The sequence below is a fragment of the Paracoccus aminophilus JCM 7686 genome (assembly GCF_000444995.1).
GTDB lineage: Bacteria > Pseudomonadota > Alphaproteobacteria > Rhodobacterales > Rhodobacteraceae > Paracoccus > Paracoccus aminophilus.
Window position 1 is genome coordinate 3,149,940 of record NC_022041.1, and the last position, 22,613, is coordinate 3,172,552.

The 22,613-nt window shown below is 63.7% G+C and carries 23 protein-coding genes and 1 tRNA gene; 18 read left to right on the top strand and 6 right to left on the bottom strand.

All coding sequences use genetic code 11. The features are described from left to right. Window positions 1-39: 39 nt before the first annotated feature. The 7 genes from JCM7686_RS15410 (at window position 40) to JCM7686_RS15440 (ending at window position 6,645) form a co-directional block, all read left to right on the top strand. On the top strand, window positions 40-810 hold the full coding sequence (locus tag JCM7686_RS15410; protein WP_020951718.1) for an SDR family oxidoreductase: 771 nt from the start codon (window positions 40-42) through the stop codon (window positions 808-810). Between the two features lie 299 nt (window positions 811-1,109). Further along, on the top strand, window positions 1,110-2,981 hold the full coding sequence (gene uvrC / locus JCM7686_RS15415; RefSeq protein WP_041528000.1) for an excinuclease ABC subunit UvrC: 1,872 nt from the start codon (window positions 1,110-1,112) through the stop codon (window positions 2,979-2,981). 135 nt (window positions 2,982-3,116) lie between these two features. Beyond that, a complete protein-coding gene (locus tag JCM7686_RS15420) occupies window positions 3,117-4,253 on the top strand; it encodes a Hint domain-containing protein (protein ID WP_020951720.1) in 1,137 nt (378 codons plus the stop codon). Between the two features lie 55 nt (window positions 4,254-4,308). Next, window positions 4,309-4,938, top strand: coding sequence for a CDP-diacylglycerol--glycerol-3-phosphate 3-phosphatidyltransferase (gene pgsA, locus JCM7686_RS15425; protein ID WP_020951721.1), 630 nt, complete (start codon window positions 4,309-4,311; stop codon window positions 4,936-4,938). Then, on the top strand, window positions 4,934-5,179 hold the full coding sequence (gene moaD / locus JCM7686_RS15430) for a molybdopterin converting factor subunit 1 (protein ID WP_201769440.1): 246 nt from the start codon (window positions 4,934-4,936) through the stop codon (window positions 5,177-5,179). Before pgsA ends, moaD begins: the two co-directional genes overlap by 5 nt. 1 nt (window position 5,180) lies before the next feature. Then, window positions 5,181-5,615, top strand: a complete 435-nt coding sequence (locus tag JCM7686_RS15435; RefSeq protein WP_020951723.1) for a molybdenum cofactor biosynthesis protein MoaE — start codon at window positions 5,181-5,183, stop codon at window positions 5,613-5,615. Window positions 5,616-5,685: 70 nt separating this feature from the next. Then, window positions 5,686-6,645 (top strand): acetyl-CoA carboxylase carboxyltransferase subunit alpha, encoded by a 960-nt coding sequence (locus JCM7686_RS15440; RefSeq protein WP_020951724.1) that lies wholly within the window; start codon window positions 5,686-5,688, stop codon window positions 6,643-6,645. Between the two features lie 83 nt (window positions 6,646-6,728). On the opposite strand, the gene JCM7686_RS23590 is transcribed toward JCM7686_RS15440, so the two are convergent. After that, a complete protein-coding gene (locus tag JCM7686_RS23590; protein WP_148292633.1) occupies window positions 6,729-7,406 on the bottom strand; it encodes a lysozyme inhibitor LprI family protein in 678 nt (225 codons plus the stop codon). A 204-nt stretch (window positions 7,407-7,610) separates the two neighbouring features. Here JCM7686_RS23590 and JCM7686_RS15450 point away from each other — a divergent pair, with 204 nt between their 5' ends. Beyond that, window positions 7,611-8,333: a rhomboid family intramembrane serine protease gene (locus JCM7686_RS15450; protein ID WP_020951725.1), complete on the top strand. Its 723-nt coding sequence runs from the start codon at window positions 7,611-7,613 to the stop codon at window positions 8,331-8,333. Here JCM7686_RS15450 and mnmD read toward each other — a convergent pair. After that, window positions 8,330-8,983 carry a tRNA (5-methylaminomethyl-2-thiouridine)(34)-methyltransferase MnmD gene (mnmD, locus tag JCM7686_RS15455; protein WP_020951727.1) on the bottom strand — a complete coding sequence of 218 codons (654 nt, stop codon included), beginning with the start codon at window positions 8,981-8,983 and terminating at the stop codon, window positions 8,330-8,332. The genes JCM7686_RS15450 and mnmD overlap by 4 nt on opposite strands. Before the next feature lie 45 nt (window positions 8,984-9,028). Here mnmD and JCM7686_RS15460 point away from each other — a divergent pair, with 45 nt between their 5' ends. Further along, the gene (locus JCM7686_RS15460) at window positions 9,029-10,045 is read left to right on the top strand and encodes an NAD(P)/FAD-dependent oxidoreductase (RefSeq protein ID WP_020951728.1); all 1,017 of its coding nucleotides are present in this window, start codon (window positions 9,029-9,031) and stop codon (window positions 10,043-10,045) included. A 9-nt stretch (window positions 10,046-10,054) separates the two neighbouring features. Here the strand turns inward: JCM7686_RS15460 and JCM7686_RS15465 are convergent, their stop codons facing one another. Continuing rightward, a complete protein-coding gene (locus tag JCM7686_RS15465) occupies window positions 10,055-10,579 on the bottom strand; it encodes an NnrU family protein (RefSeq protein ID WP_020951729.1) in 525 nt (174 codons plus the stop codon). Between the two features lie 90 nt (window positions 10,580-10,669). Between JCM7686_RS15465 and JCM7686_RS15470 the strand changes: the two genes are divergently transcribed. Further along, window positions 10,670-11,254 (top strand): DUF4202 domain-containing protein, encoded by a 585-nt coding sequence (locus tag JCM7686_RS15470; RefSeq protein WP_041527410.1) that lies wholly within the window; start codon window positions 10,670-10,672, stop codon window positions 11,252-11,254. A gap of 57 nt (window positions 11,255-11,311) precedes the next feature. Then, window positions 11,312-11,998, top strand: coding sequence for a sirohydrochlorin chelatase (locus JCM7686_RS15475; RefSeq protein WP_020951731.1), 687 nt, complete (start codon window positions 11,312-11,314; stop codon window positions 11,996-11,998). A gap of 46 nt (window positions 11,999-12,044) precedes the next feature. Here the strand turns inward: JCM7686_RS15475 and argF are convergent, their stop codons facing one another. The 3 genes from argF to JCM7686_RS15490 all read right to left on the bottom strand — a co-directional run bounded on the left by argF (window position 12,045) and on the right by JCM7686_RS15490 (window position 15,434). Continuing rightward, a complete protein-coding gene (argF, locus tag JCM7686_RS15480) occupies window positions 12,045-12,971 on the bottom strand; it encodes an ornithine carbamoyltransferase (RefSeq protein WP_020951732.1) in 927 nt (308 codons plus the stop codon). A gap of 262 nt (window positions 12,972-13,233) precedes the next feature. Continuing rightward, a complete protein-coding gene (locus JCM7686_RS15485; RefSeq protein ID WP_020951733.1) occupies window positions 13,234-14,406 on the bottom strand; it encodes an aspartate aminotransferase family protein in 1,173 nt (390 codons plus the stop codon). 206 nt (window positions 14,407-14,612) lie between these two features. Next, complete coding sequence (locus tag JCM7686_RS15490) at window positions 14,613-15,434, bottom strand: ABC transporter permease (protein WP_020951734.1); 822 nt, start codon at window positions 15,432-15,434, stop codon at window positions 14,613-14,615. A 130-nt stretch (window positions 15,435-15,564) separates the two neighbouring features. Between JCM7686_RS15490 and JCM7686_RS15495 the strand changes: the two genes are divergently transcribed. From JCM7686_RS15495 to JCM7686_RS15525, 7 genes are all read left to right on the top strand, one after another. After that, a complete protein-coding gene (locus JCM7686_RS15495; protein WP_041527411.1) occupies window positions 15,565-16,188 on the top strand; it encodes a GcrA family cell cycle regulator in 624 nt (207 codons plus the stop codon). A 3-nt stretch (window positions 16,189-16,191) separates the two neighbouring features. Continuing rightward, window positions 16,192-16,626 carry an NUDIX hydrolase gene (locus JCM7686_RS15500; protein WP_407946428.1) on the top strand — a complete coding sequence of 145 codons (435 nt, stop codon included), beginning with the start codon at window positions 16,192-16,194 and terminating at the stop codon, window positions 16,624-16,626. 58 nt (window positions 16,627-16,684) lie between these two features. Then, on the top strand, window positions 16,685-18,403 hold the full coding sequence (gene metG / locus JCM7686_RS15505) for a methionine--tRNA ligase (RefSeq protein ID WP_020951737.1): 1,719 nt from the start codon (window positions 16,685-16,687) through the stop codon (window positions 18,401-18,403). A gap of 280 nt (window positions 18,404-18,683) precedes the next feature. After that, on the top strand, window positions 18,684-20,765 hold the full coding sequence (locus JCM7686_RS15510) for a TonB-dependent receptor plug domain-containing protein (RefSeq protein ID WP_020951738.1): 2,082 nt from the start codon (window positions 18,684-18,686) through the stop codon (window positions 20,763-20,765). A gap of 175 nt (window positions 20,766-20,940) precedes the next feature. Next, a complete protein-coding gene (gene rocF, locus JCM7686_RS15515; protein ID WP_020951739.1) occupies window positions 20,941-21,861 on the top strand; it encodes an arginase in 921 nt (306 codons plus the stop codon). 75 nt (window positions 21,862-21,936) lie between these two features. Next, window positions 21,937-22,022 (top strand) — tRNA-Leu (locus JCM7686_RS15520). 334 nt (window positions 22,023-22,356) lie between these two features. Continuing rightward, on the top strand, window positions 22,357-22,608 hold the full coding sequence (locus tag JCM7686_RS15525) for a DUF4170 domain-containing protein (protein ID WP_020951740.1): 252 nt from the start codon (window positions 22,357-22,359) through the stop codon (window positions 22,606-22,608). Window positions 22,609-22,613: the final 5 nt, after the last annotated feature.

Below are 22,613 nucleotides of genomic sequence, written 5' to 3' on the forward strand. Positions count from 1 at the left end.
GTTCTGGGCATCCCCCCCCGCCGCTGACAGGAGAGCGATATGACCGCATTGGTGACAGGCGCGGGCAAAAGGCTCGGCCGAGAGATCGCGCTTTACCTTGCCGGACGCGGCCATAATGTCGCGATCCATTACAATGGCTCGGCCGAGGACGCCGCCGAGACGGTCGCCGCCGCCCGCGCGCTCGGCGTCCGCGCCGAGGCCTTCCATACCGATCTCTTGGATCTCGACGCCACCGAGGCGCTGATCCCGGCGGTGACCGCGCGTCTGGGGGCGCTGACCGTGCTGGTCAACAATGCCTCGATCTTTGAATATGACAATCTGCACAGCGCCACCCGCAAAAGCTGGGATCGCCATTTCGGCTCGAACCTGCGCGCGCCCTTCATTCTGACGCAAGCCTTCGCCGCGCAGGTGCCGCCAGCCGACCGCTCGGGCGGAGAGCCGGTGGCGCAGGGCGTCATCATCAATATGGTCGATCAGCGCGTGCTGAAGCCCACGCCCGAATTCATGACCTATTCGCTGGCCAAGGCCGGGCTCTGGGCGCTGACACGCACCTCGGCGCAGGCTTTGGCCCCCGACGTGCGGGTCAATGCGATTGGCCCCGGCCCGACCATGCAGGGCACCCGCCAAAGCGCCGAGCATTTCGCCCGTCAGCGTCAGGCGACCATCCTTGAGCGCGGCTCTGATGCACGCGATGTGGTCGCCGCGATCGGCTTTTTGCTCGATGCGGCATCGGTGACGGGCCAGCTGATTTGCACAGATGGTGGACAGCATCTGGCTTGGAAAACCCCGGACATTCTAGGGGTTGAGTGATCGCTAACAGGCTCACCCTGCGACAGGTTGTGCACTGGTCATTTGGAATTCACAAAGCGTTCATAAATTCTCATTTGGATTCAGGGGATTGCACAGATCACATAAAATTTGTGGCGATATCAATTAGTTAAACTTGTGCCTATTTTTTGTGCAAACCTCTGAATCGCCCATGAATCCTCGGAATCGTGTTGAAGCCAACAGATTCTCCACCAAGTTATCCACAGATTCCGTGGATAGGATTCTGGTTGATCTCGGACGCTGGAACAGGCAGCACCCCTTAGAATCACATGTTGCGCGATATGACTGAAGAACACCCAGAGAACGCCCCCGTTAAAACCGGTCAGGCCCTGATCCAGGACTATCTGAAGACCCTCGACAGCTCGCCGGGGGTCTATCGGATGCTGGATGCGCAAGGCGCGGTGCTTTACGTCGGCAAGGCGCGCAATCTGAAGGCGCGGGTCTCGAATTACGCGCGCGCGAGCGGCCATTCGGGGCGGATCGCCCGGATGATCCGCGAGACCTGCTCGATGATGTTTCTCACGACGCGCACCGAGACCGAGGCGCTGCTGCTTGAACAGAACCTCATCAAGCAGCTCAAGCCGCGCTACAACGTGCTTTTGCGCGACGACAAAAGCTTTCCGAATATCCTTGTCGCGAAATCCCATGAATTCGCGCAGATCAAGAAGCACCGCGGCGCGAAATCGGAAAAGGGCGATTATTACGGCCCCTTCGCCAGCGCGGGCGCGGTCAACCGGACGCTGAACCAGCTTCAGCGGGTCTTCCAGCTGCGCTCTTGCACGGATTCGACCTTCCAGTCGCGCACCCGGCCCTGCCTGCTGTTCCAAATCAAGCGCTGCGCCGGGCCCTGCGTCGGCCGGATTGGGCTGGTCGAATATCAGGGCCTCGTTTCGGATGCCGAGCGCTTCTTGCAGGGCAAATCGACCCGCATTCAGGCCGAGCTCGCGACCGAAATGAATGCGGCCTCCGAGAATATGGAATATGAGCGCGCCGCCGCGCTTCGCGACCGCATCAAGGCGCTGACCGCTGTGCAATCCGTGCAGGCGATCAACCCGCGCGGCGTGCCCGAGGCCGATGTCGTGGCGCTTTACATGGATGGTGGGCAGGCCTGCGTTCAGGTCTTCTTCATTCGTGGCAACCAAAGCTGGGGCAACCGCGATTTCTACCCGAAGCTCAACGGCGTCGAATCCGCGGATGAGGTGATGCAGGCCTTCCTTGCGCAGTTTTACGACGGCAAGGTGCCGCCGCGCATGATCCTGTTGAGCCATGGCATCGAAGACCCCGATCTGATGTCCGAGATCCTGACCGAGAAGGCCGGGCGCAAGGTCGTGCTGGGCGTGCCGCAGCGGGGCGAGAAGGCCGAGCTGGTCGAGAATGCCGCGCGCAATGCCCGCGAATCCCTGGCGCGGCGCATGTCGGAAAGCGCGACCCAGTTGAAGCTGCTCGAAGGTCTGGCCGAGAAGTTCGACCTGCCCGCCGCGCCGCGTCGGATCGAGATCTACGACAACTCGCATATCCAAGGCACCAATGCCGTCGGCGGCATGGTCGTCTCCGGTCCCGAAGGCTGGATGAAGAACCAGTATCGCAAGTTCAACATCAAAGGCACCGAGATCACGCCGGGCGATGACTTCGGCATGATGAAAGAGGTGCTGACCCGCCGCTTCACCCGTCTGCTCAAGGAAGATCCCGACCGCCAGACTGAGGCTTGGCCCGATCTCCTGCTGATCGACGGCGGTGCGGGGCAGGTCTCGGCGGTCCATGAGATCATGGCCGAGCTGGGCGTCGAGGATGTGGCGATGGTCGGCGTCGCCAAGGGCGTTGACCGCGACCACGGCAAGGAAGAGTTCCACCGCATCGGCCAGCGCCCCTTCGCGCTCGCGATGAACGACCCGGTGCTTTATTTCGTCCAGCGCCTGCGCGACGAGGCCCACCGTTGGGCCATCGGCACCCATCGCGCGAAACGGGCCAAGGCCACGATGGCCAACCCCTTGGACGAGATCGCGGGTGTGGGTGCGGCACGCAAACGGGCGCTGCTGGCGCATTTCGGCAGCGCCAAGGCGGTCAGCCGGGCGGGTCTGCCCGATCTGATGGCGGTCGACGGGATCAGCGAATCATTGGCGCAAAAGATTCTCGATCACTTTCACAACCAATAGATTAAAAAGCGTTAGACATTACACGCCATAAGGTGGCAAAGAGCTAGGGGAATTGAGATTAACCCCGCAGTGATTCGACCATGTTTCGTCGGATCGCTTTGGAATTGTTGTGTTTTAACGAGTCGAGGTTTGCCGATGGCAACGCTCCAGTTCTATTCGATCGATTCGATCGGCATTTCCCGCACGGATACTGGCAACAGTCTGAGCGGAGGCGGCAATCCCCTCTCCAATGCACAGAACGGCGATGCCTTCTCGTGGCAAAATCCGTCGAATGTGGCCATGACCTTCACCGCGCCCAACGCCGCGGTGCAGTTCGACGACAGCGACAATATCTTGACCCACAACCCGATCACAAATCAGCAGGTCACCGATCAGAAGCTGACCGGCACCAATGTGATCGACGGTCGGTCCTACCAGGAAAGCCCGAACACCATCTTGTGGCAAAACCCGCCCGGCAGCTATGTCCGCGCGGAATATGAAGTTACGCTCTATGACGCGCAGGGCCACAGCTATCGGATGGTGGGCGTCTCGATCGTTCAGGGCTATACGATCTCGCCGGTCGGCGTGGTGTTTCTTGACGGCCGTCCGCCAAGCGGCACGACGCTTTATTACCGCCAGAACGGCTCGGCCTTTAGCAACAACCCCTCGGTGCCGCTGAACCTCTTGTGCTTCGCCGCGGGCACGCGGATCCGCACCGAGGCGGGCGAGGTCGCGATCGAGGATCTGCGTCCGGGCATGTTGGTCGAGACGCTCGACAATGGCGCTCAGCCCATCGTCTGGATCGGCTCGCAACGTCTTGATGCCGGCCATCTCGAAAAATCGCCCCATCTGCGCGCCATTCGCATCCGCGCCGGTGCCTTGGGCGAGGGCCGTCCCGCGCGCGATCTGGTGGTCTCGCCCCAGCACCGCATTCTGGTGTGCTCGGCGATTGCGCAGCGGATGTTTGGCGCGCAAGAGGTGCTGGTCGCGGCGAAAGAGCTGCTGATGCTGCCCGGGATCGAGATCGCCGAGGATCTGGCCGAGCTGCGCTATTTCCACATCCTGCTCGCCACCCATCAGATCCTCTTTGCCGAAGGTGCCGAGGCCGAGTCGCTTTTCATCGGCGCTCAGACCCATGCGAGTTTCAGCGCCGCCGCCCGCGACGAAATCGCAGCGATCTTCCCGGATCTGCTGGCGGGCGAGGTCGAGGCCGTGCGTCCGCTGCTACCCGGACATCTGGCGCGCCGCCTGACCGCGCGCCATGCCAAGAACGGCAAGCCCCTGAACACATGAGGCAAGGGGCTCGCGCCCCCTTCCCCCCGGACGGCAATCGGATTAGCTTGGCGCCATGCGCTGGAACCTGCCAAATATCCTCACCCTGCTCCGGTTGATCGCCGCGCCTCTGGTGCCGCTGATGTTCTTTTTCCTCAGCCGGCCCTTTGCCGATTTCGCGGCGCTGACTCTGTTTCTGGTCGCCGCGATCACCGATTGGTTCGACGGCTATCTGGCCCGGCTGTGGAATCAGCAAAGCCGCTTTGGCGCTGCGATGGACCCGATTGCCGACAAGGCCATGGTGGTGATCGCGCTGGTCGTCATCACCGGCTATTCCGGGATGAACCCCTGGCTGATCCTGCCCGCCACCGTGATTCTCTTCCGCGAGGTCTTCGTCTCGGGCCTGCGCGAGTTTCTGGGCGCGGAGTCGAGCAAGCTCAAGGTCACCAAGATCGCCAAATGGAAAACCACCTTCCAGATGGTGGCGATTGCCGTGCTGTTTCTGGGCACCGGGCTCAACTATTACGAGCTGGGCCATCCGCCGCTGGTGGGCGAAACCAAGTTGCCGTGGTCTGACAGCTGGTCCGATCTGGCAACCCAATGCGGTCTGGTGCTGATCTGGGTTGCCGCGATTCTGACCGGGATCACCGGCTGGGATTATTTCTCGAAAGCCCGGCCCTATCTGCGAGATCATCATGCGGATTGATGTGCTCTATTTCGCCTGGCTGCGCGAGCGCGTCGGCCTGCCGCGCGAAACCATCGAGACCAGCGCCCCGACCGTGCGCGCGCTGGTGGCGGAACTCGCAGCACTTGACGATTGGCACGCGGCCGCGCTTTCGGATCTGTCGGCGGTGCGGGTGGCGCTGGATCAAGAGCTCGCCGATCTCGACAGCCCGCTCGGGCAGGCACGCGAGATCGCCTTCTTCCCGCCGATGACCGGAGGCTGAGATGTCCGCCCGGGTCCAGGAAGCGCCGTTCGATCTCGCCGCCGAGCTGCGTGATTTTGGCGCAGGCGCCGGGGCCATCGTGACCTTTCAAGGCATCGTGCGCAGCGAGGACGGGCGCCTGATCGCGCTCGAGCTCGAACATTACCCCGGCATGACCGAAAAGGCGCTGACCCGGTTCGGCACCGAAGCGGCTGCGCGCTTTAGCCTCTCGGACTGGCGGATCGTGCATCGCTACGGGCATCTGGCGGTCGGCGCGCCGATCATGATGGTCGCCACCGCCGCCCGCCACCGCGTCGCGGCCTTCGAGGGGGCCGAATATCTGATGGACTGGCTCAAATCGCGCGCGCCCTTCTGGAAGCGCGAAATTACCCTTGAGGGTCCGGGCGAATGGGTGGCCGCCACCGACAAAGACGAATCCGCACTCGATCGTTGGTAGCAGAGGAAAGTTGCATTCGGCGACCTTGCGGCTCATATAGACGCGGACGAACCGACAGCGCGGAGCGCATATGACCTATCTGGATTTTGAAAAACCCCTTGCCGATATCGAAGGCAAAGCCGAAGAGCTGCGCAGTCTCGCGCGCAAAGGCGAGGGTGTGGATCTGGAGAAAGAAGCCGCCGCACTCGACAAAAAAGCCGATGATATGCTGCGGGATCTTTACAAGAATCTCGATCCCTGGCGGAAAACGCTGGTCGCGCGCCATCCCGACCGGCCGCATTGCGTCGATTACATCAGCCAGCTTTTCACCGAATACACGCCCCTCGCTGGCGACCGCGCCTTTGGCGAGGATCATGCGGTCATGGGCGGGCTTGCCCGGTTCAACGACGCGCCCTGCATCGTCATCGGCCATGAAAAGGGCCATGACACCAAGTCGCGGCTGGTTCACAATTTCGGCATGGCGCGGCCCGAAGGCTATCGCAAAGCCGTCCGTCTGATGGATCTGGCCGACCGCTTCCGCATCCCGGTGATCGCGCTGGTCGATACTCAGGGCGCCTATCCCGGCAAGGGCGCGGAAGAGCGTGGCCAGTCCGAGGCGATTGCCCGCGCCACCGAGAAAAGCCTGCAGATCGGCGTGCCGCTGGTTTCGGTCATCATCGGAGAAGGCGGCTCGGGCGGGGCTGTGGCCTTCGCCACCGCCAACCGCATCGCGATGCTCGAACATTCGATCTATTCGGTGATCTCGCCCGAGGGCTGCGCCTCGATCCTGTGGCGCGATTCCGAGAAAATGCGCGAGGCCGCCATGGCGCTGCGTCTGACCGCACAGGATCTGAAAAAGCTCGGCGTCATCGACCGCATCATCCCCGAGCCGGTCGGCGGCGCGCAGCGTGCCAGCACCGATGCGATTGCCTCGGTCGGGCGTGAAATCACCGGAATGCTCGCCGAGCTGACCGAGATGAAGCCCGCCGAGATGATCAAGGATCGCCGCCAGAAGTTTCTGGACATGGGTTCCAAATCACTGGCGGGCTAAGTCCCCCAAGCGACGAGGTTTCAAAGCCACCCGGGCGCGGTTCGGGTGGCTTTTTCATGCGCGAGACGCGTCGGGATTGCGCCTCAATCCTGCCGGTCATCCTCGGCGCCGATATAGAAAAACGGCCCCGCCATCCCGCCATTCAGCCCGCAATATTCCTGCGTGCGGTTCGGGCGCGCATCCGTCAGCTCGATGAAGCCCTCTTTCCGCACAAGCCGGGCCGGACCCTCATCCGTCGCCACCTCAAGGCTGCCCTCCGGCCCCTCGGTCAACGGCCCTTCGAGATGGCAGACCCAGCTGCCCAAAACCTGATCCACTGTCTCGCCCTGCAAGCTCAGCTGGCCCTTGTCGTCGCGCGTAATCGTCAACAGCCCGTGGGTGTTTCTCCAATTGCCCTCATAGCCTACGGGCGGCTCGGGATTGATCCAGTTCAGCATATTGATGCGCATTTCCAGCCGGTCGGCGAGCGCGGGTACTCGCTGATCTTGATCGAGATGGCCAAGCCCGAAAGCCTCGTCCCGGATGGCGATGAAATCGCGCTGATCCTGACGCAGTGCGGCGACAAGCGCGGTCCCGGCGCGCGCGGTCAGGCTTTGAAAGGCCAGACCGACGGCGCGATCCGCCTCGGCCGCCTCATCATCCGAACAAATGGCCTTCTCGACCGGGGTCTGCGCCTTCTTGCAGTCGAAGGAAGGAGCGGCCGCCGTCACGCTCGGAAAAGTGGCGGCGAGGCAGAGAAGCAGGGCAAGCTGGCGCGTCATGTCATAGAACCCGTGGTCGCTGATGTGGCGGGACGCGCGCAGAGATGCCGTGCGGCCCCGGTCGCCCGACAGCTTGCCGCAGCAATCCGGGCGCGGCAACCTCTCCACCCAAAACCAGATGCCCCAAAAACCAGATACGCGACCGCGGGCTTGCCACCGGCGACGCGCTGCGCCAGTTTGCCCTGACCGAGCCAAAGGCGCCCCATGTTCCCGATCCGCGATCACAACCCGTCCGCGACGACGCCCTATGTTACGCGCGGCCTCGTCTTGCTGAATGTGGTGATGTTTTTGCTGACCATGCCTTGGGCGGGCGGGCTGGTGAACCTGTGGAGCGAGCTTGCGCTTTATCCGATCGCGATCATGCAGCATGTCTATCTCTGGGGGCTGGTCACCCATATGTTCCTTCATGCCGGGATCCTGCATATCGCGGGGAACATGCTGTTCTTGTGGATCTTCGGCGACAATATGGAAGACCAGCTTGGCCATGTGGGCTTTCTGGCCTTCTATCTCGCCTGCGGGCTCGCCGCCGCCGGAGCCCAGATCGCGGTCGATCCCTATAGCGATGTGCCGATGGTCGGGGCCTCGGGCGCGATTGCCGGGGTGATGGGGGGATATCTTCTGATGTTTCCGCGCGCCCGGGTCGATGTCGTGGCGATCATCATCATCTTCATCCGCATTTTCACCATTCCGGCCTGGGTCGTGCTCTCGGTCTGGATCGGATTGCAGATCTTTCTCGGCCTGAGCGCGGGCCCGGAAGACGGCGTCGCCTATTTTGCCCATATCGGAGGCTTCGCGGCCGGGCTCATCCTGACCGTGCCGCTCTTTTTGCGCCGGGGCGGTCCGGCCTTCTGGAAAGACCATGACGGGCGCCCGCCGCACAAGCCCACGAGCTACCGGCCAAGCAATATCCCGAGCGTGCGGCGCTAGGGCTTCACTCCCCGGCTCATATGGCGCTTGCCCGCAAAGCCCGGGCTGCGCTCGACCGCGAAACCAGCGGCCTGAAGCGCCCGGCGGACATGGCCCGCAGCGGTATAGGTGGCAAAGCTGCCGCCCGGCGCGGTGTGGCGCCCGACCTCGGCCATCAGATCCTCGCCCCACATCTCGGGGTTTTTCGCCGGAGAAAAGCCGTCGAGAAACCACGCATCCGCCTGCGCGTCCCATGCAGGCAGGGTCTCGCGCACATCGCCGATGATAACGCGGGCGGTGACCTGCCCCAGCTGGATCTCGGGCGCGGGCCATTGCGCGCAGAGCGCCTGCGACAGCGCGTCGATGCCACCAAAGGCCGCATGGGCGCGGGCAAGCTCGGCGCGATCCATCGGAAAGCCCTCGAAGGAGGTGAAGCGGATCGGCACGGTCGCGACCTCGGCCAGCGCGATCAGATTGAGCCCGGTGCCGAAGCCAAGCTCGGCGACATGAAAGCCCGGAACCAGCCGCGCGGGCAGATCATTGCCCGCGAGAAAGACGTGCCGTGTTTCATCCAAGCCGCCGTTCAGGCTGAAATAGGGATCGTCAAACCGCGTCGAGACCGGAATGATCCCGTCCCGCCATGTCAGCCCGCTCTGGTCCCCATCCGTCATTGGCGCTACTCCCGTTTTCTCGGCAGATGCGGCGCGGTGGGGCGAATGACAAGCGAAAAGATCATCACGGTGGCGGGCGCGGGGATCTTCGGCCTGTCCTGCGCCTGGGAGATCCTGCGGCGCGGCGGCGCGGTCCGGGTGATCGAGGCCCAGCACATCGGCGCCGGTTCAAGCGGCGGCACGGTCGGCGCCTTGGCTCCCCATGCGCCCGAGACCTGGAACCCGAAAAAGCAGATCCAGCTTGATGCCCTGATCGGGGCCGCCGATTGGTGGCGCGAGATCGAGGACCATGCGGGCCTGCCCTCGGGCTATGGCCGCACCGGGCGGCTCCAGCCGATTGCGGCAAGCGCCCTGTCCCGGATCGAGGCGCGCATTGCCGGCGCGCGCCAATATTGGCCCGATTGGGCGCGGATGGAGATCCGCCGCGAGGCCGAGGGTCCGCTTGCGCCCCTCAGCGCCGACGGGCTTTGGCTTTACGACAATCTGACCGCGCGGCTTCACCCCCGGCTGGCGCTCGCGGCTTTGGCTGGGGCGATCCGTGCTAAGGGCGGCGAGATCATCGAAGGCACGCCTGCGGATCCCGAGACGCCCGCGATCTGGGCCACTGGCACCGCCGGGCTCGCGCCCTTTGGCGGCAATGGCGTCAAGGGCCAGTCCGCGCTTTTGGCCTTTGCCGCGCCCGATGCGCCGCAGGTCTTTGCCGATGCCCTGCATCTGGTGCCCCATGTCGATGGCACGGTCGGGATCGGCTCGACCTCGGAGCGCGAGGTCATGGATCTGGCGACCGACGATCAGCTCGATGCGCTGATCATCAAGGCGCGCGCGATCTGCCCCGGCCTTGAGGGCGCGGCGGTCGTCGATCGGTGGGCAGGCATCCGGCCGCGCGCGAAAAGCCGCGCGCCGCTGATCGGAGCCTGGCCCGGACGGCCCGGCCATATCGTCGCGAATGGCGGCTTCAAGATCGGCTTCGGCATGGCGCCCGCAGTGGCGGGCATGGTCGCGGATCTGGCGCTGGAGGGGCGCGATACGGTGCCCGAGGACTTTCGGACGCCTCTGGCGTGAGGCAGGGCCTCAGGGCAGCGGCGAGACCCCGATCAGCGCCGCATGGGCGCGCAGCATCGCCGCCCAGAGCAAAAGCCCGATCCCGATCCTGAGCGGCGTCAGCTTGAGCCGCAAGACAGGCCGCGCGCGCCAAAACCCGACCAGCGCATAGGCGAGCAGAAAGCCGAAGAGCCCCACATGCGCCAGATCGCCATTCGCGATCAGATGCGCGCCCGCCCAGAGCGCAAATCCGGTGAGCACGCCCGCAAAGCCTCCGGTCGCACCAAGGAGGAAGGCCAGAGGCATGACCAGATTGACGAGCCAGCGCATCCAGCTCGCCTGCGGCCACAGCATCACGATCGGCGCGCGTCCGGCGGCCAAGATCAGCCAATAGAGCAAGAAAAGCGACAGCGCCGAATAGAACAGCAGATAAAACCGCCGCCCGAGCAGGTCCGTTAACTGATCCTTGAAACGGATCGGGATAATATGGGCGCCCAGGAAGGCCGCCAGCGCAAGGAGGAGTTCGGCCCAGGCGAATGTGATCTCGTTCAGCATCCCGCCAAGCTAGCCGCGGGCGCGCGGCGCAGCAATGCGATTGACGCCGCAGGGGCTTGGCGCAAGATGGCGGGAAAAGGAGCCAGTGCCATGCCCAATCCGCAACCCGCAACCAGCCCGCGTCTCGACAAGGTCTTCGCCGCCATTGACGCGGCCAATGCTCAGGACCCCAACCGCAAGGAGGGCGAGGCCGATGCGCTGCTTTACGGCCAGCGCATGAGCGCGGAACAGGCGCTGCTCTATCCCGAAGCCTCGGAGGTGCTGCGCATCGCCTGCCGGGGCCAGCATATCGAACGCTGGCTGCTCGCGCGGCAGGAGTTCCCGATGGACCGCGCAGGCTATCTCGCCTGGCGCACCGAGCAGGGTCGTCGCCATGCGGCGCGCGTGGCCGGTCTCATGGCCGAGGCGGGTTATGGCGCGGAAGAGATCGCGCAGGCCGAAAAGATGCTGACGAAACAGGGGATCAAGCGCGACGATGGCGTGCAAGCGCTGGAAGATGTCGCTTGCTTCACCTTCATTCGCTGGTATCTCGGGCCTTTCGCCGGGACGCGTGAACCCGAAGAGATGGTGCGGATCGTCGAGAAGACCGCGCGCAAGATGTCGGCCATGGCACGCGCCCGCGCGCTTGAAGAATTCCCGATTCCTGCGCCCTTTGACGCCTCGTTTCGCGCATGAGCGGGCTTAGCTGCCTCCGGCGGGGATATTTGGGCATGAAAGACGGGCTGTGAGGTGATGACGCGGCCGGTTCTGATTGTGGCCCATGGCCAACCGGGCGATCCGGGCCCGCAGCAAACGGCGATCGAGGCATTGGCCGCGCGGGTTGCTCGGCATTTGCCGGGGCGCGAGGTGCGGGGCGCGACCTTGGCGGCGGAAGGGGCGCTTGAGGCCGGGTTGCTTGCGGACGCGCTGGTCTATCCGATGTTCATGGCGGGGGGCTGGTTTACCAAGGTCGAGCTGCCGCGTCGCTTGGCTTTGACTGCGGTGGAGGGGGTTGAGATCCTGCCGCCCTTTGGCAGCGATGCGGGCTTGCCCGGGCTTTCTCTCGTGCTGTTGCGCCGGGCTGCTGCCGCGCAGGGCTGGGCTCTGGAGGCGGTGAGCTTGCTGATTGCCGCGCATGGCTCGGGTCGTTCGCCTGCGCCTGCCGCGGCGGCGCGCGCCTTGGCTGCGGCGCTTGGCGGTGAGGTTCATCAGGTGGGCTGCGGTTTTGTCGAGGAGGCACCTTTTCTCGCCGAGGCGGCGGCGGGGCTTGGGAGGCAGGCGATCTGTCTGCCGTTTTTCGCCACCTCGGCCGGGCATGTCATCGAGGATCTGCCGCGAGCTTTGACTGAGGCCGAGTTTCAGGGGATCGTGCTGCCACCTCTCGGGCTGGCTGACGAGGTGCCCGAAATGATTGCCGCGGCGGTTTTGCGGGCCGGTTGAGGCGGCGCAATCGGGAGGCGGTTTTGCCGCCCCCCTGTCTGCTTTTTCAGGCGCCGACGCACCAGCGCAGAACCGCTTTCTGGGCATGAAGCCGGTTTTCGGCCTCATCGAAAATCACCGAATTCGGGCCATCCATGACCGCGCTCGTGACCTCATCCTCGCGATGGGCGGGCAGGCAATGCATGAAGAGCGCATCCGGTTTGGCATGGGCCATCAGCGCCTCATTGATCTGATAGGGCCGCAGCTGGTTGTGGCGGCGTTCCTTGGCCGATTGCGGATCATGCATCGAGACCCAGGTATCGGTCACGATCAGATCGGCGCCTTCGACGGCTTTGACCGGATCGCGCTCGATCACCACAGTCGAGCCCTGCGCGCGCGCGAAATCGACCCATTCCTGTTCGGGATCAAGCGGTTGCGGACCGGTGAAGGTCAGATCAAAGCCGAATTGTCCCGCGGCGTGCAGGAAGCTTGCGCAGACGTTGTTGCCGTCGCCCGACCACACCACCTTGCGCCCACGGATCGGGCCGCGATGCTCTTCATAGGTCAGGATATCGGCCATGATCTGGCAGGGATGGGTGCGGTTCGTCAGCCCGTTGATGACCGGGACCGTGGCATGTTCCGCCATTTCCAGAAGCGTCGCTTCCTCGAAGGTGCGGATCATGATCAGATCGACATAGCGCGACAGCACCCGGGCGGTGTCGGCGATGGTTTCGCCGTGGCCCAGCTGCATTTCGCTGCCCGAAAGCACCATCGTCTGGCCGCCGAGCTGGCGCACCCCCACGTCGAAGCTGACGCGGGTCCGGGTCGAGGGCTTTTCGAAGATCAGCGCGACCATGCGATTCTTGAGCGGCAGGTCATCATCCGGCGCGCCTTTCGGACGGCCGTTGCGGGCATCCTTCATCCGGCGGGCGCTGGCGATCATCTCCTGCAGATCGGCCTTGGCGGTGGTGTGGATGTCGAGAAAATTCTTCATGGATCGGAAACTTTCGGCTGGATCCCGCGAGCCAATCAGCAGCGCGGGGGGCAGGTCAAGGGGCGAGCGCGGAAAAGCCGCGATTGGGGCGTCGCCGCCTCATCGGTGGCGGGTCAGGCGCCGAACCGCCGGGCCCGCGACCGAAAACCCCTCTGTCGCGTCGCTGAGGGAGAAGGTTTTTGTGCCGATGCCAAGAGCCTGCATGTCTGCGGACCCCGCCCCCAACAGGGGAGCGAAGCCGGTGCAGCGCAGAGGGACGCGCTTAGCCATCGAGCCTTGCTGCCGCTTTGTCGAGCCGGGCGACCGCCTCGGCGATCTCGTCATCGGTGATGTTGAGCGGCGGCAAGAGGCGCAGCGTATTGTCCGCCGCCGGCACCGTCAGGATATGCTCGGCATAGCCCGCTTTCACCAGATCGGCGGGGGCGACCTTGGTTTTCAGCCCGAGCATCAGCCCTTGGCCGCGCACGCCTTCGAGCGTGTTCGGATGGGCCGCGACCAGAGCTTCGAGCTTTTGGCGGAAGAGGCCCGCCTTGCGGTTCACCTCAGCCAGAAACTCCGGCGTGGCGACGATTTCCATCACCCGCGTGCCGACAGCGGCCCCCAGAGGGTTGCCGCCATAGGTCGAGCCATGCGTGCCCGCGACCATGCCTTTCGCGGCCTTTTCGGTCGCAAGCAGCGCGCCAAGCGGGAAGCCGCCGCCGATGCCTTTGGCGACCATCATGATATCGGGCGAGATCCCCGCCCATTCATGGGCAAAGAGCTTGCCGGTCCGGCCCATGCCCGCCTGCACCTCGTCCAGAACCAAAAGCGCGCCGGTCTGATCGCAGAGCTCGCGGATCAGCTTCAGATCGGCGTCCGGGAGCGGGCGAATGCCGCCCTCGCCCTGAATGGGCTCCAGCATGATCGCGGCGGTCTTGTCAGAGATCGCGGCCTTCAGCGCCTCCATATCGCCCCAGGGCAGCGAGCGGAAACCGGGCAGGAGCGGGCCAAAACCCTTGGTCATTTTCTCGGAACCCGAGGCGGCGATTGCACCGGTCGAGCGGCCGTGGAAGGCGCCTTCGAAGGTCAGGATCTCGATCCGCTCGGGCTGGCCTTCGCTGTCCCAATATTTGCGCACCATCTTGATCGCGAGCTCGGCGGCCTCGGTGCCCGAATTGGTGAAGAAGACCGTATCGGCGAAGGTGTTGGCGACCAGCAGATCGGCGAGCTTTTCCTGCCCCGGAATGTGGTAGAGGTTCGAGACATGCCAGATCTTCTGCGCCTGATCGGTCAAAGCCGCGACCAGATCGGGGTTGGCATGGCCAAGCACATTGACCGCGATCCCCGCGCCCAGATCCAGATATCGCGTGCCGTCCGCCGTAATGGCCCAGACCCCCTCGCCCTTTTCAAAGGCGAGATCGGCGCGGTTATAAGTCGGAAGGACGTGCGGAATCATAGCGAGATCCTTTGCAGGGAAAAGCCGCAATCATTGCGGCACCGGATTGTAAAAGATGGGCAGGCGAGATCGGTCGTTGACAGAATCAACGTCGGGGACGGCGAGAGATGATGGTCCGTACGATCATGGCCGGGACCCTGCGCGAGATTTTTGCGCCATGCAAGGGCTGATTTTGCCGCAGCGTTATTCTGCGGCAAAGCGTGACCTCAGGGCTTCATCCGGTAGCCGGTTTTCAGCCAGCGCCAGGCGATGAAAAGCACCACCGCGACCGTCGCCAGACAGACCGCAAAGCCGCGCCAGACCGGCGCATCGCTGACGCCCGCAATGCCGTAGCGCGCGCCGTCGATCAGGTAGAAGATCGGGTTCCAATGGGCGAGCGTGCGGAAGGGCTGCGGCAGGGCCTGCACCGAATAGAAGGTCCCCGACAGAAACGACAAAGGCGTCACGATGAAATTGGTGATGACCGCCATCTGGTCGAATTTCTGCGCGATGATCCCGCTCAGAAGCCCCAGCCCGCCCATCAAAAGCGCGGCCAGAACGACGAAAGTCAGCGCCCAGAGCGGGTGGGCAATCCCCTGCCCGATCGTCAACGCCATGCCGATGGCGATGACCGAGGCCACCAGAAGCGCACGGATCAGCGATCCGGTCAGATAGCCCGTGAGGATCTCGGCCGCCGACAAGGGTGGCATCAGCGTATCGACGATATTGCCCTGCATCTTGGCCGAGATCATCGAGGACGAGGTATTGGCGAAAGCGTTCTGGATCACCGTCATCATCAGGATCCCCGGCCCGAGGAAGGCGAGATAGGGCAGGCCCATGATCTCGCCCCGGCCCTTGCCAAGCGCCAAGGCAAAGACCAGCACGAAGAGCGCGGCGGTCATCAGGGGCGCAAAGACGGTCTGTTGCCAGACCGCGAGAAAGCGCATCGTCTCGCGCCGCCCCAGCGTGTAGAGCCCGATCCAGTTCACCCGACCGAAGCGGCGCGTGCCAATATCAGAATATTCGTGGCTGTGAAGGCTCTCTTGCATCGGCGCTCCTTGAATTTTCGGGGAGAGGCGGGTATCTCATTGCATCCCGTTTAGAACCGGGCTTTGAAGAATTGAAGCCGCAACCACGAACGACCTCGGGTCGGCCCTGACCCGAATGGAAAGGCAAATCATGTCCTGGACCGACGAACGCGTCGAAACGCTGAAACGGATGTGGGCGGAAGGCCAGTCGGCCAGCCAGATCGCCAAGGAACTTGGCGGCGTGACGCGCAATGCCGTCATCGGCAAGGTCCATCGCCTGGGCCTGTCGAACCGCACCGAAGAGGCGGCCGAAGTTGCTCCGGCACCGGTTGCCGCGCCCGAACCCGCGCCCCAGCCCGTGCAGGCCGCCGCGCCGAAGCCCGCCGCCCCGGCCGCCAAGCCGCAGGCCGAGCCGCATCTGCGCGTGGTCGAACCCGCGCCGAAAGCCGAAGAGCCCGCGGACGAGCCCGCCGCACCGGTCGCCTTCAACCCGCGCCGCAATATCATCCCGGCGGGTCAGCCGCTGCCGCCGCAGCCCTCGGCCAATGAAATCAGCCCCGAGACGCTTGCCTCGGCGCGCGAGATCGAAAAGCGCTCGCGCAAGCTGTCGCTGATGGAGCTGACCGAGCGGACTTGCAAATGGCCGATCGGCGATCCGGCGACCGACAAATTCTGGTTCTGCGGTATGCCGAGCCAGGCGGGCAAGCCCTATTGCGAAGCCCATGTCAGCGTCGCCTTCCAGCCGATGAGCGCGCGCCGCGACCGTCGCCGCTAAGCCTTGGCGGATCTGGTCAGACCGACCCTCGCGGCCCTTGCGGTAGTCCCGCATCAGGGCCGCGTTTTGCTTGTGCAACGGCGAAATCCGCCCGATGCCGGACTCTGGGGCTTTCCCGGCGGCCATGTCGAATCGGGGGAAACCGCGCTCGATGCCGCCGCGCGCGAGCTGTGGGAAGAGACTGGCGTGCGCGCCCGGCCTAGGCGCTATCTCGACAATATCGACGTGATCTTGCGCGACGAGACAGGCCTCCTGCGCTATCACTTCCTGCTCGCGGGCGTGCTGTGCGATTATCTGGAGGGCGCGCCGGTTGCGGCAGATGACGCGCTCGCCGCCGCCTGGCAGCCGGTCGAGGATGTTCTGGCGCGCAAGCTGCCCCTCAGCGAGCATGTCGATGATCTGCTGCGGCTGGCGCTCGATGCAGCCGGGACGCGCTGAACGCTGGCATTTTTCCCGTCCTGCCGATACATAAGCCTCGATCACAAGGACAGAAGCAATGGCGCGCCATCTCATCACCTCGGCAATTCCCTATATCAACGGCATCAAGCATCTGGGCAACCTCGTCGGCAGCCAGTTGCCGGCGGATCTTTACGCCCGCTATCTGCGCGGGCGCGGCGATGAGGTGATGTTCATCTGCGGCACTGACGAGCATGGCACGCCGGCGGAACTCGCCGCGCAGAAGGCCGGCAAACCGGTCGCTGTCTATTGCGCGGAAATGCATGATGTGCAGGCCGATATCGCGCGCCGCTTTGGCCTGTCCTTCGACCATTTCGGCCGCTCGTCGAGCGAGCGCAACCATATCCTGACCCAGCATCTTGCGGGCAAGCTTGACGAAAACGGCTTCATCACCGAAGTCGAAGAGCGTCAGGTCTATTCGATCGACGACCGCCGCTTCCTGCCCGACCGCTATATCGAGGGCACCTGCCCGAATTGCGGCTATGACAAGGCGCGCGGCGATCAATGCGAAAACTGCACCAAGCAGCTTGACCCGACCGATCTGATCAATCCGCGCTCGGCAATCTCGGGCTCGACCAATCTCGAGGTCCGCGCGACCAAGCACCTCTATCTGCGCCAGCGCGCTTTGCGCGACCAGATCGAGACCTGGATCGACAGCAAAAAGGACTGGCCGATCCTGACGACTTCGATCGCCAAGAAATGGCTGAACGACGGCGACGGGTTGCAGGATCGCGGCATCACGCGCGATCTCGACTGGGGCATTCCGGTCAAGAAGGGTGATCAGCCCTGGCCGGGTATGGAGGGCAAGGTCTTCTATGTCTGGTTCGATGCGCCCATCGCCTATATCGCGGCCACCGCCGAGGGCGCGGATGCGCGCGGCGAGCCCGATGCCGCATGGCGGCGCTGGTGGCGCAAGGATGAGGGCGCCGAGGATGTCACCTATACCCAGTTCATGGGCAAGGATAACGTCCCCTTCCATACGCTCTCGTTCCCGGCGACGATCATCGGCTCGGGCGAGCCGTGGAAGCTGGTCGATTACATCAAATCCTTCAACTACCTGACCTATGACGGCGGCCAGTTCTCGACCAGCCAAGGCCGGGGTGTCTTCATGGATCAGGCGCTCTCGATCCTGCCCGCCGATTACTGGCGTTGGTGGCTGCTTAGCCATGCGCCGGAATCGGGCGACAGCGAGTTCACCTGGGACAATTTCCAGCAATCGGTGAACAAGGATCTCGCCGATGTTCTGGGCAATTTCGTCAGCCGGATCACGAAATTCTGCCGCTCGAAATTCGGCGAGGTCGTGCCGGACGGTGGCAGCTACGGCCCCGAGGAAGAGGCGCTGATCGCCGATCTGACCGCCCGCGTCCGTGCCTATGAAGGTTTCATGGCGCATATGGAGGTCCGCAAATCCGCCGCCGAGCTGCGCGCGATCTGGGTCTCGGGCAATGAATATCTGCAATCGGCAGCACCCTGGTCGACCTTCAAGACCGACCCCGAGAAAGCCGCGATGCAGGTCCGTCTGGGCCTTAACCTGATCCGGCTTTACGCAGTTCTGTCCGCGCCCTTCATTCCCTTCGCCGCTGATGCGATGCTGGAAGGGATGCAGACCGAAAACCGCGATTGGCCCGAAGACGTGCCCGCCGCGCTGCAAGCTCTGGGCGCCGGTCATGCCTTCACCACCCCCGAGGTGCTTTTCGCCAAGATCAGCGACGAGCAGCGCGAGGAATGGCAGGATCGTTTCAAGGGCATCCGCAGCTAATCACGCCGCCCCAGACCGTTTTCCAGAAACCGCCAGAGCCCCGCGCTTTGGCGGTTTTTTACATCCCGCCCCCTTCCCGAGACATATCGGTCAAATCCTCACGGGTAATTTTCAATAAAATCTGAGTGATGCGACATTATGACACAGACCATTCCCGGGGGTTGAGGTTGTTCATTGCCGCCGCAAGATTGTAACAGTTGAGTGATTCACTCAGGTACGCTGCTGTCTCTCTCATGTCGGCCACCCAGGCAGATCGACATGAAACCTTTGGAGAGACCCCATGCCCGTCCAATTGTCGCCCGCCCGCCGCGGTCCTTCCGCCTTCCGCTCCACCCGCGCTTTGCTGCTTGGACTGACCGCGCTGACCCTTCCGGCAATGGTGCAGGCTCAGGATGCGGCGCCCGAGGATCAGATCCAGCTCGACAAGGTCGTGATCGTGACCTCGGCCTCGTCCATCGCGACCTCGATCCAGGACGCTCCGGCCTCGATCACGGTGATCGGACAGGACAAGATTGAAGCCAGCGGCGCGCGCGATCTGAAGGATGTGCTGCGCACGGTGCCCGGCCTCAACCTGACGCGCGGCAATAATGCGATTTCGAGCGTCTCCTTCCGTGGCATGCCCGCCGGCCGCACGCTGACGCTGGTTGACGGCAAGCGTATCAGCTCGAGCAACACCTTCTCGCGCCATTATCAGGGCGATCTCCAAACCGTGCCGCTTGACGCCATCGAGCGGATCGAGGTCGTGCGCGGCCCGATGTCGACGCTTTACGGCTCGGATGCGATGGGCGGCGTCATCAATATCATCACCAAGAAGGGCAGCGATGTCTGGTCTGGCTCGGTGACCACCGAATTCGGCTTTGCCGATTCGAACACCACGGCGGACAACCGCAACATCAGCGCCTATATTTCGGGTCCGCTGGCCGAAAACATCAGCCTCGCCATCTGGGCAAAGCTCGCCGAGATCGATGCGCCGAAAGCCCCCTATGCCATCGTTCCGGGCCGGGGCGGCGACACGCCGCTTTACACCTCGAACGGCATCAAGACCAAGACGCTCGGCACCCGCCTGACCTGGACGCCGCAGCAAGGCGTCGAATGGGGCGCCGAGGCGCAGTTCTCGCGCGACAATTACCTCGCCGATTCAAATGGCCACGACACCAACGAGGTCACGAAATCGAGCTTCTCGCTGAGCAATGAATGGCAGATCGGCGCGGGCACCCTGTCGAGCTATCTGCGCTACGAGGATTCCAAGAACAAAAGCTGGAACGGCACCACGCTGAACTGGGATCCCGCGATCAAATACACCACCACCACGCTCGAATCGCGCTATACCGCCTCGACCGAGCTTGGCGGGCGGACGCTGGATTACACCGTCGGCGGCCTGATCTCGCGCGAGAAGCTGGTCGATCCGGCGGCGACGGCGGGCACCATCGTCGAGGGTTCGGTCGATACCGTCGCGCTTTACGGCGAGGGCCGGTTCGCGGTCAGCGATGCTCTGAGCCTGACCGGCGGGCTCCGCTACGACCATCACGAGAAGTACGGCAACCACGTCACGCCCCGGATCTATGCCAACTATGATCTCGGTTCTGGCCTGATGCTGAAGGCGGGCTATTCGCAGGCCTTCGTCGCGCCCGATCTGCGCAGCCTCAACCCGAACTACCAGCTCAACTCGCGCGGCAATGGCTGCAAACCCTATCAGGGCCCCTGCACCATCGTCGGCAACCCCAATCTGAAGCCCGAGACCTCGGACAACTACGAGATCGGCCTGAACTATCAGGGCGACCGCACGGAATGGGAAATCACCGCCTTCTATAACGATGTCGAAAACATGATCAGCGCGCGCCGGACCAACCGGACTTTGCCCGACGGCACGCCGATCTTCGAGCGCGACAACTTCGATTATGGCAAGACCGCCGGGATCGAGGCCGGGCTGGAGCATCGCATCAATGACGATCTGACCTGGACCAACTCGCTGACCTATATCGCGAAATCCGAGTTCAAATACGGCGATTTCAGCACGGCCTATCCGATGGCGACGACGCCGAAATGGAACATCACCACCGGTCTCGCCTGGCAGGCGACCGAGCAGCTCAACCTCTCAGCCGAGGTCAATTACATCGGCAAACAGGCGGGCTATGTCATCGCGGACGGCCTTCAGGTCGGCGGCGGCGAACAGGCTTCCGTGCCTCCGGGGCAGAACAGCAAGGCCTATTATCTGGTCAATGTTGCAGCCGCCTATGATCTGACCAAGACCGCGCGGCTGAATGTCGGGGTCGACAACCTCTTCAACGGTCAGCCCCAATCGCAGGTGGATTACCGCGAAAACGGCCGCCTCTTCACGCTGGGTCTGACGACACGGTTCTGAAGACGGGTCGCTTAAGACGGGCCGAGAAACTGCGAGCGGGCCGCCCTTGGGGGTGGCCCGTTTGTCGTTTCATCCCCCGCGCTTGGCGAAAGCGTGAAGCGCGGGGACGCAAAGGAGCGATGGACTTTCAGCCGCCAAGCCGCAAAGACTCGGGCAGATAATTGCGGAGCATCCCATGACCCATTGCATCCTGATCGGAGCCCCTGTCGATGAGGGCCAGCGTCGCCCCGGCTGTCTGATGGGCCCGATGGCCTACCGGGTCGCGGGCATTGCCCAGACCCTCGCCGAGCTTGGCCATACGGTCGAGGATCGCGGCGATGTCGCGCCCCTGCCGGGCCGTGGCGAGATCCACAGCAACCCCGCGATCCATCACCTGCCCGAAACCATCGCCTGGACCGAGGCGCTTGCGGCGGCTGCCACCACCGCCATGGCCGATGGAATGCCGGTTTTCATGGGCGGGGATCACTCGCTTTCGCTTGGCACGGTCGCGGGGGTTGCCGCCCATGCCCGCGCGGCGGGACGACCGCAATTCGTGATCTGGCTCGACGCGCATAGCGATTTCCACACATTCGAGACCTCGACCTCGGGCAATCTGCATGGCACGCCGATGGCCTATGCCGCCGGGCGGCCGGGCTTCGAGCCGCTGACCCCGTTCCCGGCCCCGGTGCCCGAGGCCAATATCTGCATGTTCGGCATCCGCTCGGTCGATCCGGCCGAGAATGCTGCGCTGATGGAAACCGACATTATCGTCAATGACATGCGCGTGCTTGACGAGCGCGGCATCGTCGCGCCCTTGCGCGAATTCCTGGACCGGGTCCATGCGGAAAACGGCCTTTTGCATGTCAGCCTCGATGTCGATTTCCTCGACCCTTCGATCGCCCCAGCTGTTGGCACCACCGTGCCCGGCGGCGCGACCTTCCGCGAGGCGCATCTGGTCATGGAGCTGCTGCATGAAAGCGGGCTGGTCAGCTCGCTGGATCTGGTCGAGCTGAACCCGTTTCTGGACGATCGCGGCCGCACCGCAAAGCTGATGGTCGATCTTCTGGGCAGCCTGATGGGCCGCAAGGTCTTTGACCGGCCGACGCGAAGCTATTGAAGCCGTTCTCGTTTCTGCAACTGATGCGTGAGCCGCTTGCCTCGTCCCCTTGGGCAGGTTAGTGATTCGTCCTGTGCGGGCGTGGTGGAATGGTAGACGCATGGGACTTAAACTCCCTGGGGCGCAAGCCCGTGCGGGTTCGAGTCCCGCCGCCCGCACCAAGACCTCAGCGACAAGTCCCTAGATCAAGCTCCAACAAGGTGCGCATCCCTGCGCATCTCAGGCCGATTTTCGCGCCCCGTTCCAGCGATCAGGCGGGAAGGGGCGGGTCGGCGGACCGCGCCCCTTCCCTCCGCGCATGGTGCCACCACATCACCAAGCGCGAAGCCATGATCCCCGCCGACTGCCATCGGCCCGGGCATTGCCCCCAAATGCAGGTTAGCCCTGCCCTGCCGGTTTCGGCCACATCAAAGCTCCGCGCATTTTAGCGGTTCCGTCTTGGGTTTGCGGGCTCGCTCGGATAGGTTGCGCGTGCAAGGAAACAGGAGCTCTCCCATGTCCCAACGTTTGCATCTGGTCTTTGGCGGCGAGTTGATCGACCCCGCCCGCAGCGAGTTCAAGGATGTGAACAACATCCATGTCGTCGGGATCTTCCCCGATTACGCCTCGGCCCATGCCGCCTGGAAAGCCGAAGCGCAGCGCACCGTCGACAGCGCCCATACCCGTTACTTCATCGCCCATCTTCACCGCCTGCGCGACGAAGAGCGCGAGGCCAGCCCGACCGAGGCTCTGGGCAGCCGGGCCTAAGCGAG

Coding starts and splice junctions, on each gene's coding strand:
- JCM7686_RS15410 (WP_020951718.1), top strand. CDS start 40: ATGACCGCATTGGTGACAGGCGCGGGCAAAAGGCTCGGCCGAGAGATC.
- uvrC (WP_041528000.1), top strand. CDS start 1,110: ATGACTGAAGAACACCCAGAGAACGCCCCCGTTAAAACCGGTCAGGCC.
- JCM7686_RS15420 (WP_020951720.1), top strand. CDS start 3,117: ATGGCAACGCTCCAGTTCTATTCGATCGATTCGATCGGCATTTCCCGC.
- pgsA (WP_020951721.1), top strand. CDS start 4,309: ATGCGCTGGAACCTGCCAAATATCCTCACCCTGCTCCGGTTGATCGCC.
- JCM7686_RS15435 (WP_020951723.1), top strand. CDS start 5,181: ATGTCCGCCCGGGTCCAGGAAGCGCCGTTCGATCTCGCCGCCGAGCTG.
- JCM7686_RS15440 (WP_020951724.1), top strand. CDS start 5,686: ATGACCTATCTGGATTTTGAAAAACCCCTTGCCGATATCGAAGGCAAA.
- JCM7686_RS23590 (WP_148292633.1), bottom strand. CDS start 7,406: ATGACGCGCCAGCTTGCCCTGCTTCTCTGCCTCGCCGCCACTTTTCCG.
- JCM7686_RS15450 (WP_020951725.1), top strand. CDS start 7,611: ATGTTCCCGATCCGCGATCACAACCCGTCCGCGACGACGCCCTATGTT.
- mnmD (WP_020951727.1), bottom strand. CDS start 8,983: ATGACGGATGGGGACCAGAGCGGGCTGACATGGCGGGACGGGATCATT.
- JCM7686_RS15460 (WP_020951728.1), top strand. CDS start 9,029: ATGACAAGCGAAAAGATCATCACGGTGGCGGGCGCGGGGATCTTCGGC.
- JCM7686_RS15465 (WP_020951729.1), bottom strand. CDS start 10,579: ATGCTGAACGAGATCACATTCGCCTGGGCCGAACTCCTCCTTGCGCTG.
- JCM7686_RS15470 (WP_041527410.1), top strand. CDS start 10,670: ATGCCCAATCCGCAACCCGCAACCAGCCCGCGTCTCGACAAGGTCTTC.
- JCM7686_RS15475 (WP_020951731.1), top strand. CDS start 11,312: ATGACGCGGCCGGTTCTGATTGTGGCCCATGGCCAACCGGGCGATCCG.
- argF (WP_020951732.1), bottom strand. CDS start 12,971: ATGAAGAATTTTCTCGACATCCACACCACCGCCAAGGCCGATCTGCAG.
- JCM7686_RS15485 (WP_020951733.1), bottom strand. CDS start 14,406: ATGATTCCGCACGTCCTTCCGACTTATAACCGCGCCGATCTCGCCTTT.
- JCM7686_RS15490 (WP_020951734.1), bottom strand. CDS start 15,434: ATGCAAGAGAGCCTTCACAGCCACGAATATTCTGATATTGGCACGCGC.
- JCM7686_RS15495 (WP_041527411.1), top strand. CDS start 15,565: ATGTCCTGGACCGACGAACGCGTCGAAACGCTGAAACGGATGTGGGCG.
- metG (WP_020951737.1), top strand. CDS start 16,685: ATGGCGCGCCATCTCATCACCTCGGCAATTCCCTATATCAACGGCATC.
- JCM7686_RS15510 (WP_020951738.1), top strand. CDS start 18,684: ATGCCCGTCCAATTGTCGCCCGCCCGCCGCGGTCCTTCCGCCTTCCGC.
- rocF (WP_020951739.1), top strand. CDS start 20,941: ATGACCCATTGCATCCTGATCGGAGCCCCTGTCGATGAGGGCCAGCGT.
- JCM7686_RS15525 (WP_020951740.1), top strand. CDS start 22,357: ATGTCCCAACGTTTGCATCTGGTCTTTGGCGGCGAGTTGATCGACCCC.